The 12,527-nt window shown below is 52.9% G+C and carries 10 protein-coding genes; 7 read left to right on the forward strand and 3 right to left on the reverse strand.

The genetic code is table 11. The features are described 5' to 3' along the window. Positions 1-41: 41 nt before the first annotated feature. On the reverse strand, positions 42-953 hold the full coding sequence (locus tag EDI29_RS21470) for an EamA family transporter (protein WP_137742500.1): 912 nt from the start codon (positions 951-953) through the stop codon (positions 42-44). 162 nt (positions 954-1,115) lie between these two features. After that, positions 1,116-2,324, reverse strand: a complete 1,209-nt coding sequence (locus EDI29_RS21475; RefSeq protein WP_137742501.1) for an aldose 1-epimerase family protein — start codon at positions 2,322-2,324, stop codon at positions 1,116-1,118. 392 nt (positions 2,325-2,716) lie between these two features. On the opposite strand from EDI29_RS21475, the gene EDI29_RS21480 reads away from it, so the two are divergent. The 6 genes from EDI29_RS21480 (at position 2,717) to EDI29_RS21505 (ending at position 12,010) form a co-directional block, all read left to right on the forward strand. Continuing rightward, the gene (locus EDI29_RS21480) at positions 2,717-3,967 is read left to right on the forward strand and encodes a valine--pyruvate transaminase (protein ID WP_137742502.1); all 1,251 of its coding nucleotides are present in this window, start codon (positions 2,717-2,719) and stop codon (positions 3,965-3,967) included. Between the two features lie 533 nt (positions 3,968-4,500). Then, on the forward strand, positions 4,501-5,019 hold the full coding sequence (locus tag EDI29_RS21485) for an Hcp family type VI secretion system effector (protein ID WP_137742503.1): 519 nt from the start codon (positions 4,501-4,503) through the stop codon (positions 5,017-5,019). A 120-nt stretch (positions 5,020-5,139) separates the two neighbouring features. Beyond that, complete coding sequence (locus tag EDI29_RS21490; RefSeq protein ID WP_137742504.1) at positions 5,140-6,996, forward strand: type VI secretion system Vgr family protein; 1,857 nt, start codon at positions 5,140-5,142, stop codon at positions 6,994-6,996. Positions 6,997-7,063: 67 nt separating this feature from the next. Further along, a complete protein-coding gene (locus tag EDI29_RS21495; RefSeq protein ID WP_137742505.1) occupies positions 7,064-7,504 on the forward strand; it encodes a DcrB-related protein in 441 nt (146 codons plus the stop codon). Positions 7,505-7,521: 17 nt separating this feature from the next. After that, positions 7,522-11,661, forward strand: a complete 4,140-nt coding sequence (locus tag EDI29_RS21500) for an RHS repeat-associated core domain-containing protein (RefSeq protein WP_137742506.1) — start codon at positions 7,522-7,524, stop codon at positions 11,659-11,661. Positions 11,662-11,665: 4 nt separating this feature from the next. Further along, on the forward strand, positions 11,666-12,010 hold the full coding sequence (locus tag EDI29_RS21505) for a hypothetical protein (RefSeq protein WP_137742507.1): 345 nt from the start codon (positions 11,666-11,668) through the stop codon (positions 12,008-12,010). Positions 12,011-12,098: 88 nt separating this feature from the next. On the opposite strand, the gene EDI29_RS21510 is transcribed toward EDI29_RS21505, so the two are convergent. Next, positions 12,099-12,254, reverse strand: a complete 156-nt coding sequence (locus EDI29_RS21510; RefSeq protein ID WP_137742508.1) for a SymE family type I addiction module toxin — start codon at positions 12,252-12,254, stop codon at positions 12,099-12,101. Positions 12,255-12,257: 3 nt separating this feature from the next. On the opposite strand from EDI29_RS21510, the gene EDI29_RS21515 reads away from it, so the two are divergent. Then, positions 12,258-12,527, forward strand: a 270-nt coding sequence (locus tag EDI29_RS21515; protein ID WP_137742509.1) for a hypothetical protein, incomplete at its 3' end; no start/stop codon positions are given.

The following is a 12,527-nucleotide window of genomic DNA, read 5'->3' on the forward strand; positions in this document are numbered from 1 at the left end:
CCCGCCGGGCGCTGTTTTCTCTGGCAAGATAATACGTTCTGCTACGATTGCCGCGCAGGCCGCCATGCATGCAGCCGCGCACCAAACACATTGACCAGCAGACCAACCATAATCAGCACGGCACCCACGATTTGTAATAGCGAGAGGGATTCACCAAGGAATATGGCGGCGCTAACCAACCCAACTACCGGCACCAGCAGCGACAAGGGAGCCACGCGCCAGGTTTCATAGCGCGCCAGCAGGCTGCCCCAAATCCCATAGCCAATGATCGTTGCCGCAAACGCCAGATACATCAGAGATAAAATCGTCGGCAGTTGGATGGTCGTTAAACTGTGAACAATCACCTCCTTGCCCTCAAACAGCCAGGAACTGATGAAAAACGGCACGACAGGCACTAATGCCCCCCACACCACCAGCGACATGATGCGTACATCGTTATTTTTGCTCATGATAATTTTATTGGTGATGTTACCCACCGCCCATGACAGCGCCGCCGCCAGTGTCAGCAGCAGCGTGGTAGTGGTCATTCCGGATGACATTTGCAGCGTTGTGCGGCCTTCTGCCAGCACCACCATCCCTATTGCGGCAACCAGAATGCCGACAACATGATTCCAGCGCAGCTTTTCCGACAGCAAGACTGCGCCGACCAACAGCGTAAAAAAGGCCTGAGCCTGTAACACCAGCGACGCAATTCCCGCAGGCATACCCAGTTTGATAGCGAGAAACAAGAAGCCAAACTGACCAAAGCTAATCGTCATGCCATAGGCAAGCAGCCATTTCAGGGGAATACGCGGGAAAGGCACAAATAAAATAGCCGGGAGCGCCACCAGCGAAAAACGTAGCCCTGCCAGTAAAAAAGGCGGCATATCGTTCAGCCCCACTTTAATCACGACAAAATTCACCCCCCATAACACCACAACACACAGCGCGAGCAGCGCATCTTTCAACGACATTCTCATCCCCTGATCAAATACGTAACAAATACCTGACTCAAAGTACGCGTAAAATGAAAAAACGGATAAGAAAAGATAATTATGGCGTTATGTGATGATGACGAAGCGTAACCATGACGTGGGATAGCCGACCACCCGAATTCGTGGTCGGCAAGATAGCGTTTATTCGATGGCGATCGGTTTTTCCGTCAGCGTGGTTTTATTGTCGCCCTGAATGGCTTTCACTTTCTGCTCCGTTTTCTGTACCGCATCCGCGCTACTCAACAGGCTGTACGTCAGCTCAAACGTCGTGCTCTGTCCGGGCTGTAGTTTTTTGACCCGCCCTTGTTCACGTTCAATCGTAACCGGATAGGCGTAGTTGGTGCCGGGCTCGATCCCCGTGACGTAGCCCTGTTTTTCCGTATCCGTATTTTTCCACAGCGTCAGCAGCGGCAGTTGGTGGGTATCAAAAGCAATCGACACCCCTTTATCTCCCGCCTTGTTTACCAACGCCGCCAGCGTTTTACCTTGTGCATCCGTATACGGCGTAATGTTGAACACCATCTCATCAAAGTCTTTTGTCGGCCCCTTGTAGGTTTGCCAGGTTGCCAGACCCGCTTTGGCGTGGTCATTAAACGGAGAAATCTCTTTTACTGGCGCGAGGAAACGCGCGCCTTCTTCAAGAATCGGCGTACCGAAATTGCTGTGGTAGATAATCTGATAGTCGCGCGGGTAGTCGGCTTTATTGGTCAGTACATCGTGCACGGTAAACGACTCGCTGCCGGGGACATAACGCAGCTCGGTCCAGGTTTCCAGATTCGACTTCTTAAAACTGTTTTCCTTCAGCAAACCCCGTACCGTAATGGTATACGGCGCGCTATCGCTGACTTCCACCACCACTTTTGAGGCCGGTGTATTACCCGCACGACCGTGCAGGGTGTAGATCATGCCATCGCTGACAACCGGGTGCCCCGTCCACTCGAAACCACAGCGCACCATCATCTCATTGAAACCTTCCAGCCAGCCCAGTCCATTACGGCTTTCCAGATTAATGGTATTCGGGTTGACGACCTCATCAACCGGCGAATCCCATCCCAAACGAATGTTTTTACCTGCCGCATGCAGTAAGTTCATCCCTCGCGTCGGGCTGAGAGCAATTTTCAGTCCATCCTGGCTGGTAATCGTAATCACTTTACTGCCTTCCTGACGTCCACCGTGCAGGACTTTTTGTTCAATGCTGAAATGCTGATTCTTAATCTTCAGAGCATCACTGCTAATTTGCCAATTTCCCTTTTCCACACTGCTTTCAGCATCTGTCAGCACAAACGTCTGCGCCGATAATTGCCATGATGTCAGCGCCAGTGTAATGCCTATAGCCAGTAATTTTTTCATGTTACCCATCCCTCTTTGCTGAATTGTTTTAGCTAATGCGAGCTAAAGACTACAAATCAGCGGATGGTCAGAATGTGATAGCTATCACCAGATAGAGAAATTCAGCATTATCGCGTCATTTATCTGATTAACATCACTTATCATCTGGAAATAGATACTGTTATTGCAGAATAATCGAGAGGTTGATCGGTAAATGCTGACATCGTTTCAGCCAAATAAAGCATGCCGACTAAAAGCATTTTTCCGATAACGATAACATTGGCAGTTCATGCTGATATAATTAACAATTACAGGATAAAAAATTATCGGATTGTTTTTTGACCACATTGCACCCTATTAGCGCAAGCGCTATGGTTGCCGCTAACCTGTGTACGATCACTGATAAATAAACTATGAACTTTTCTCTTTTCGGCAAGAAATTCACGCGTCACGCTGGCATCACCCAATTAATGGACGATCTGAACGAAGGGCTGCGTACGCCAGGCGCCATCATGCTGGGGGGCGGCAATCCGGCGCACATTCCAGAGATGGATAGTTACTTCCAGCAGCTGTGTCAGGACATGCTGGAACAAGGGAAATTAACGGAAGCGCTGTGTAACTACGACGGCCCGCAAGGTAAGGATACGCTGCTTAATGCGTTAGCCGAACTCCTGAGTAGTGAATTAGGCTGGCAGATTGGACCACAGAACATTGCGCTGACAAATGGCAGCCAGAGTGCATTTTTCTACTTATTTAACCTGTTTGCTGGTCGCCACAGCGATGGTAGTCTGAAAAAAGTGCTGTTTCCGCTGGCACCGGAATATATCGGCTATTCGGATTCCGGGCTGGACGAAGACATGTTCGTTTCTGTTCGTCCACAGATCGAACTGTTGCCTGAAGGACAATTTAAATATCACGTCGATTTCGATCATCTGTCGATTACCGATGATATCGGGCTAGTTTGCGTATCCCGCCCAACCAACCCAACCGGTAACGTGCTGACCGACGACGAGCTGATGCGTCTGGATATTCTGGCGCAGCAGCACAAGGTTCCTCTGCTGATTGATAACGCCTATGGCGTGCCTTTCCCCGGTATCATCTTCAGTGATGCCACGCCGCTGTGGAATCCAAATATCATCCTGTGCATGAGCCTGTCCAAACTGGGTCTGCCCGGTTCGCGCTGCGGTATCGTGATTGCAGATGAAAAGGTAATTTCAGCAATCGGCAACATGAACGGCATCATTAGTCTGTCACCAGGCGCGGTCGGGCCGGCGCTGGCGCATGAGATGATTCAGCGTGGCGATCTGCTGCGCTTATCTAATGACGTCATACGCCCGTTCTACCAGCAGCGCGTGACAGAGACTATCGCCATTATCCGTCGCTACCTGTCACCCGAGCAGTGCCTGATTCATAAACCAGAAGGGGCGATCTTCCTGTGGCTGTGGTTTAAGGACCTGCCCATCACGACAGAAATCCTATACCAGCGCCTGAAAAAACGCGGCGTCCTCATGGTGCCGGGTCACTATTTCTTCCCCGGTCTGGAGCAGGAATGGCAACACGCTCATCAGTGCATGCGCATGAACTATGTGCCGGAGCCGGAAAAAATTGAACGCGGCATTGCGATTCTGGCGGAAGAAGTCGAAAAGGCGATGCAGGAAGGTTAATGCGTCGTAAAAATAGACTCGTCGTTACACAAAATACGGTTGGGGTAAGGAACACTTGCCCCATCGTTCTATCACCTACTTCCAACCACCGGGTATGACGCAGCCAGCGCTAAACATTCTCTCTCTTATTTCTCCCGATTTTCGCCACCCCATTCTTATTACCCATACCATCAGTCGATTCATAATTAATCATCATCATTATTTTTTGTCTTTTTAATCGGTAATAACTTTCATTTCGCCTCGATCAATAGCTAATTAATGCCAAAAAGACGGCCCCCTCACGATGCTAATTCAAACTTTCAGAACAACTGCGCATTCTGCGCAACTTCTTGCTCACTTTTTGGTGCAAATCACTTTTTGCGCAATGGATGCCGTTTTTTCACGAAGTCTGCGCAACTTCTTGCTCAAATTTGACTTAGGAAAAATTTGAATTAAGAGAATTAATAGCAAAAACAATAAGATAAAAACTGGCATACGGATTGCTATACGGAACGTGAAGTTACTAACCCCGTTTAACAACAAGGAGCATTACTATGCCAACTCCATGCTATATCAGCATCGAAGGGAAAACCCAAGGCAACATCACCGCAGGGGCGTTCACCTCTGATTCTGTCGGTAACATCTACGTGCAGGGCCACGAAGACGAAATGCTGGTACAGGAATTTAAACACATCGTCACCGTACCAACCGACCCGCAGTCCGGTCAGCCGTCCGGCCAGCGTGTACACAAACCGTTCAAGTTCACCGTGGCACTGAACAAGGCTGTACCGTTGATGTACAACTCACTGGCTTCCGGTGAAATGCTGCCAACCGTCACGCTGAAGTGGTATCGCACCTCCGTTGAAGGTAAGCAGGAGCACTTCTTCTCCACCATCCTGACCGACGCCACCATCGTGGACATCGACTGCAAAATGCCACACTGCCAGGACCCGGCGAAACTGGACTACACCCAGCTTATTGAGGTCTCTCTGGCCTACCGCAAAATTGACTGGGAACACACCGTTGCCGGAACCTCCGGCTCTGATGACTGGCGTGCGCCGGTCGAAGCGTAATCCTGCTGTATTTAACCCGGCCACCGTGCCGGGTTTTCTGCGTGTACTGCCCTGAGGTCTGACTCTCCAGACCTGAGTGCAGACAACACGGTTTTCATCACGGGACGCGAGGGAATCAACGTGGCAAACAGTACAGGATTACAGTTCACGGTAAAGGTCGGTGCATTGCCCGCCTCGACCTTTGCCGTGGTGGATTTTCAGCTCAGCGAGGCACTGAACCAGCCGTTTGCCCTGTCGCTGAATCTGGCCAGCCCGCTACCGGGTATCGACTTTGGTACGGTGCTCGACCAGCCCTGCGAACTGCTGGTGTGGTATGAAGGCGAACTGAAGCGACGGGTCAGCGGCATTGTCAGTGCCTTTGCCCAGGGCGACACCGGTTTTCGTCGCACCCGCTATCAGGCGGAAGTTCGTCCAGCGCTGTGGCGGCTGGGGCTGCGTACCAATACCCGCATCTTTCAGGCGCAAAAGCCGGAGGCCATTATCGGTACGTTGCTGGAAGAGTCCGGCATTACCGATTATGCCTTTTCCCTGCGTCACGACCACGCCCCGCGCGAATATTGCGTGCAGTATCGTGAAAGCGATTTAGCCTTTATCACCCGACTGGCCGCAGAGGAAGGGCTGTACTTCTTCCATGAGTTTGAAGAAGGTAAACACCGCGTCGTCTTTGCCGATGATGCGGGGGCGCTCAGCAAAGGCCCAGAACTGTTCTTCAACCTTGCCACACAAGGGCTGAGTGAAGGCGACTATGTCCGTCGCTTCCGCTACGCCGAAGCCGTCAGCACCGCCGAAGTCGCGCTCAAGGATTACAGCTTCAAAACCCCCGCCTACGGCCTGCTGCACAGTAAGATGAGCGGCGAATTGGCGCACCAGCGCGAAAGCTATCAGCACTATGATTACCCTGGGCGCTTCAAACAAGACCCGAGCGGCAAGGCCTTTACCGGCTACCGGCTGGATGCGTTAAGAGCGGGAGCGATGACCGGCTCCGGCGAATCGAATGCCGCGATGCTGATGCCAGGAAGCAGCTTTACCTTAACCGAACATCCTAATCCGACGCTGAATAGTGGCTGGCAACTGGTTGCCATTACCCACAGCGGGCAGCAGCCCCAGGCGCTGGAAGAAGAAAGTGGCGGTGAACCGACCACCTACAGCAACAGCTTCGAGGTGATTAGCGCCAAAAGCACCTGGCGTGCCGACCTGCCGTACAAACCGATGGTCGATGGTCCGCAGATTGCCACTGTGGTCGGCCCCGCAGGCGAGGAAATCTACTGTGACGAATATGGCCGTATCAAACTGCAATTTCCGTGGGACCGATACGGTGCCAGCGATGACCAGAGCTCCTGCTGGGTACGCGTCAGCCAGGGCTGGGCAGGCGGTCAATACGGTTTGATTGCCATCCCGCGTATCGGCCATGAAGTCATCGTCAGCTTCCTCGAAGGCGACCCCGACCAGCCTATCGTAACGGGTAGAACCTTTCATGCCACCAATCCGTCGCCGTACCCGCTGCCGGCGAACAAGACGCGCACCTCGCTGCGCACCTCTACGCACAAGGGCGCGGGATTCAACGAGCTGCGCTTTGAAGATCAGGCCGGGCAGGAAGAAGTGTTTATCCATGCCCAGAAAGACATGAATACCGTGGTGCTGAACAACCGTACCACCACTGTCACGGCTGACCATGAGGAAAGCGTGGGCGGTAATCAAACGGTGTCGGTGGTAAAAGACCAGTTCACCAGAGTTCAGGGGCAGCAAGCCTTCGTCATCTCCAGCCATCGTGGCACCGTCATCGGTGACGCGGAAGCACAAGGTGAGGCGCACGACAGCCTACAGGTGAAAAACAACATTGCCGTGACGTCTGTCAATGGCAGCATCACGCTGACAGCAGGGGCAAGTTCGCTAACTCTTTTCAACAACGGCGATATCGAACTCAAAGGTGTGAACGTCAATGTCATTGGCAGTTCACGTATTGATTTGAATAAATAATCTGCATATCCATCCGCCCCTCTCTTCAGTAACGGGGCGTTAGATGGGATGAACTGAGGCTTGTATTGTGACGACCAACTCTTCTGCCTGCTGCATTTTCACCGAAGGCAGCATCACGCTGCCTGACGGCTATCGTGACCGTACTGTGAACGCACTGATATCTGAAAAAGAGGGCGACCCCACCTTCACGGTAGCGCGTGACTCGCTGGAAGCAGGTGAATCACGCAGTGATTATATCGAAAGACAGCTGACGCTGATGTCTCAACATCTTAAAGGGTGGAAAACGCTGGCACGCGATGCCATCTGGCTGGGCTCTCACCTCCTTGAAGGTGAAACCATCAGCGCCAGCTATCTGCGCGAGGGTCGGCGTATGTGGCAACAGCAAGCCGTGTTCGCATTAGATAACGCGCAGATTCTGGTTTTCACCCTATCGAAAACCGCACCACTCTCTGCTACCGATGAATCTCAGCTCAACGCCCTGCTGGGGAGCTTTACGTTTAACTCGTAACGATAAGGAATATTGTTATGTCTGAAGCTGCGCGTGTTGGTGATGGGATTGGGCACTCTAGTGCATTGGCAGGCATGATTGCCGGTACAGTTGTCGGCGGGTTAATCGCGTTCGTTGGCGGTATTGCTGCGACAGCCTTATTTGTGGCTGGTCTTGGGAGTTGCCTTTTCGGTGGCATACTTTTGATGGGGCTCAGCGTTGCGGTGGGAATGGCGACAGCGGTGCTGGCAGAAAAAGCCCGCAATGGCGTTGCCGGACTTATCGGTAGCAGCATGTCAAAAGCCGGCGCCATTAATACAGGTTCACACAATGTGTTCATCAACGGTATGAGAGCCGTCCGCGCCATCCTGAGTATCGCAAAATGTGATAAAGACGGCCCCTCCATGCAGGTGGCAGAAGGGTCCGCGACAGTATACATCAACAACCAGCCAGCTTCCCGACTGGGCGATAAAATTAACTGTGGTGCCACCATCACGGAAGGGTCATCCAATGTCTTCATCGGCGGCGAAACCAAACCCATGCTGCCTGTTAAACCGGAAGTTCCCGCCTGGCTCTATCAAGCCTCGGATTTGGCGTTGCTGTTAGCCGGGTTGCTTGGTGGGGTCGGCGGTATGCCAGGCAAGCTCGGCAAGTTGGGGCAGCTTTTACAAAAACTTCCCGGCCTCAATAAACTCCAACGTATTGCCTGCCGTTTTAGCTTTGCCATGATTGGCGCTTCGGTAGCGGGAATTATCGCCCGCCCCATCGATATTGTGAGTGGTCAGAAGTTTCTGGCCGATGAAGATGAATTGGATTTTGTCCTGCCCTCCCGTCTGCCTGTGTACTGGCAACGTTACTGGCGCAGTGGTAATCCCGGCGACAGCGTGCTGGGAACAGGCTGGAGCCTGTTCTGGGAAACGACGCTGACACGCTATCAAGACAGTCTGGTCTGGCGTGCGCCATCGGGCGACCAAATTTCCTTCCCTTTTGTACCTGTCGGTCATCGTACCTATTGCCCGACGGAGAAATGCTGGCTGGAGCACCATCAGAATGAAAGCTGGTCGGTTTATGGGCTAGACGGCGAAATCTGGCATTACACTCCGCTGTCTTCGCAGGGAAAAGCGGTGCTTGCACGCATTGCAGAGCCCTGTGGCAATGACATGCTTTTTTTCTGGAACGACGACGACACGCTTAACACACTGAAGGACAGTGCCGGGCGACACCTCACCTGCCGGTATCAGAATGGCCGACTGGACAGCGTCTGGCTGGATGAATCGACCTGTCTCGTGCACTATACCTACAATAAGCAAAGGCAACTTGTCACCGTCACCGGGCGGGGCGGTAGCGTGCGCCGTCGTTTTACCTGGCAAGATGACGGGCTGATGGCAAGCCATGAAGATGCCAACGGCCTGCTCAACGAATACCAGTGGCAGGAGATTGCGGATTTACCCCGCGTAGTGGCCTACCGAAATAGCGCGGGTGAACAACTCACGCTGGAGTATGACTTCGCAGGACTGCGCAGAACCGCCCGCCGGGAAGACGGCCTCGTTGCACTGTGGGAGCTTGACGGTAATGACCACGTCGTTCGCTTTACCGATTACGACGGTCGTGAAACTGAGCTGCGCTATGCCGATGATGAACTGTGTGAAGTCATTCTACCCGGTGGAGCAAGCCGCAAGACCACCTGGGACGGCTATGGCCGTTTACTCAGTGAAGTTGACCCGCTGGGTCGGGAGACGCAATACCAGTGGTATCGGCTGACGGGTAACGTTGCGCTGGTGACGTATGCCGACGGCAGCCAGGAGCAGAGGCAGTATGACGACCTTGACCGGCTGATTGAAGAGGTTGACGCGCTGGGAAACCCAACACGTTATCACTACCCTCATGCGCAGGAGAATTTGCCAGACAGCGTGACCGATGCGCTGGGCGGCAGCGTGGCACTGGAGTGGGATGAGCAAGGGCTCCTGACGGCGCGGACCGACTGTTCGGGGCAATGCAGCACGTTTGCCTATGATCGCTTCGGACAACTGCTGACTACCATCGATGCGGAAGGTCACGCGACCCGACGGGAGTGGGATGCCTGCGGGAAACTGACGGCGATTATCTACCCGGATGATCGTCGGGAAACACTACTCTGGAATGCCCGCGGCCAGTTACAGACATGGCGCGATGCCCAGCGCAGTGAGATACGCTGGCAGTATAACGACCTGGGCCAGCCCATCTGTGTAACTGACCGGTTACGCCGGACAACCCGCTGGCACTACGACGCACGTGGGCAAGTATTACGGCTGGAGAACGGCAACGGCTCAGCCTACCAGTTTGGTTATGATGCCGTCGGTCGCTTGGTTCACGAGCGGCGTGTGGACGGTGTTGAACTGACCTTCCATTACGACGCCGCCGGTCACCTATGCCAGCGGCTACAGTGCGGGAATGCAGCGAATGAGGACGCCATCCCGCACGTTTATCAGCATGATGATGCCGGACAACTGGTGCGTCGGGCACATGCCCACGCCGTGTTTCACTACCAGCACAATGACAGAGGGCAACTGGTTTCGCTAAAACGCGAGCCTACCGAAGAAGGCCTGGCGCAGGGGCTCACCGCCGATGAGGTCAGGTTGACCTATGATGCCGCAGGCTATTTGTCAGGTGAGTGCGGCAGCGAGGGGAGCATCACCTATACGCGGGATGCGTTGGGGAATGTTAGCACGCTGTCGCTGCCGGAGGGTGACACGCTACGCTGGCTGCACTACGGCTCCGGCCACGTCAGCGCGGTAAAATTCAATCATCAGGTCATCAGCGAGTTCACCCGTGACCGCCTGCACCGGGAAATCACCCGCACTCAGGGACGGCGTGAACAGCGACGAGAATATGATCGTTTAGGCCGCCTGACTTCACAGCGCAGCGGGCTGTGGGAGGTCGCCGCACCGGAGCAGCAGATATTATCGCGGGCGCTGAGCTACACCGCCGCCGGGGAACTGGCTTCGGTTAAGGACACCCTGCGGGGGGACGTTCAGTACGATTACGATGCGGAAGGCCGCCTGCTGAAACGTATTGACGTTCACTGGCAGGTGCATCACCGTGCATACGGCTATGATGCCGCGGACAATATACAGGATAGCAACCCTTCCGCTTCCGCCTTTCCGTTATTCGATAATCGCCTGCTGAACTGGCGCAATCTGTGGAATCAGTATGACGGTCAGGGCAATCTGATACGGCGACGTGATGGCGGAACAGAGCAGTTTTATCGGTACGACGCCGATAACCGCCTGCTCGAAGCGCGGGGCCGGGGGCCGCTGGGGGAATTTGTCGCCCGCTATGGCTATGACGCACTGGGCAGACGCACCCGTAAAACGGTTATCTGGGGCGAAAACGGAAAGCAGGACGACACGCATTTCCTGTGGGAAGGCTTTCGGCTGTTGCAGGCCAGACACGCTGACCGGACAGAAAGTTATGTTTATGACCCAAACGTCTGGTGGTCGCCGTTAGCGCGTATCACCCGGCAAGCGGGAGCACACGACGGCGATATCCGCTGGTTCAACACCGACCTGAACGGCGCTCCGCTGGAGATGACCGATGCAGACGGCGCCGTCCGCTGGAGCGGCGACTACAGCACCTTTGGGGCGGTAAACGGACAAACGCAGGACAGTGCAGCACTCCGCCACGGCAAACCGGTGGAGCCTCAGCCGTTACGCTACGCCGGCCAATACGCGGATGACGAAACCGGTTTGCATTACAACCTGTTCCGCTACTATGATCCCACCGTAGGCCGGTTTACGACGCAGGACCCGATAGGGCTGGCGGGCGGAATAAACCTTTATCAGTATGCGCCGAATCCGATTGGGTGGGTAGATCCGTGGGGGTTAGCTAAAATATTAACCGATGGTGTCGTTTATCGTATGGGAAGTGGCACTGATTCAAATTTAACCCCTCGACCAGGAAAAGACACAACAACAGGGTTATCTACAACTATTGAGCAGCCTTCTAATGGTAAATATCAAACTCTTGATGTGAGAACGTTAAACGATGGCGGATTAGATGTAGTTCAAGATGGTAAAAATCATGCTTCTGTTAGGCCAAGCAATGATCCAGATATGTCCAAACTGAAGGAGTGGGGTGATACCAGAGGAACCGAAAAAACATCTAATTATACAAAGACTGTAAAAAAATCATGTGGATAATAAAATGGATAGCCTAATTTTCGGTAAAATTAACTCATTAAGAGATCGATATAGCTTTAATGCTATTCAATCCTCATCAATTGAAGTAAAAATCGTTGGTTCACATTCTGTCTTCTATTTTAGTATTTTAATTAAGAAAGAGTACGTTTTAGATGAAGATTGTGATGAGGTTGTTATTGAGATACATTCCAAAAATAGTGCCTCTTATGACATTGATGTTTCTGATTCTCAAGGGAATATATATTACGAAAATCGAGATGTTAATGATTGTCTTGAAATTAATAATTCCATTGAAGAATCATATCTCATAACAATGGAAGTACTGAAAAATATATCAAATATTAGTTAAGTCTTTATAGGAAAATACCCTTAGAAATAACCCGGAAGTGATCCCTCGATCCTTCCGGCTATTTTTTACCTGCTGTTTAGCTTAACGATCAGAGATTAATCTCCGTCTCAATCGCTATCCTTCCCCGTTCAACCGTCACGGTAATCGGCATCCCGGTCATAAAACCCGACTCTTCCAGCCAGCGGCCTTTAAGGTTAATCGCTGACGGCGGGTTCGGCTTGCCGTTATGCGGGGCGTATCCCACCGTGTGGTAGGATCACAACTCACGCAGGAGTACGACTTTGCAGGACTGCGCAGAACCGCACGCCGGGAAGATGGCCTCGTTGCACTGTGGGAGCTTGACGGTAATGACCATGTCGTTCGCTTTACCGATTACGACGGTCGTGTCACCTATGCCAGCGGCTACAGTGCGGGAATGCAGCGAATGAGGACGCCATCCCGCACGTTTATCAGCATGATGATGCCGGACAACTGGTGCGTCGGGCACATGCCCACGCCGTGTTTCACTACCAGCACA

The sequence above is a fragment of the Pectobacterium polonicum genome (assembly GCF_005497185.1).
GTDB lineage: Bacteria > Pseudomonadota > Gammaproteobacteria > Enterobacterales > Enterobacteriaceae > Pectobacterium > Pectobacterium polonicum.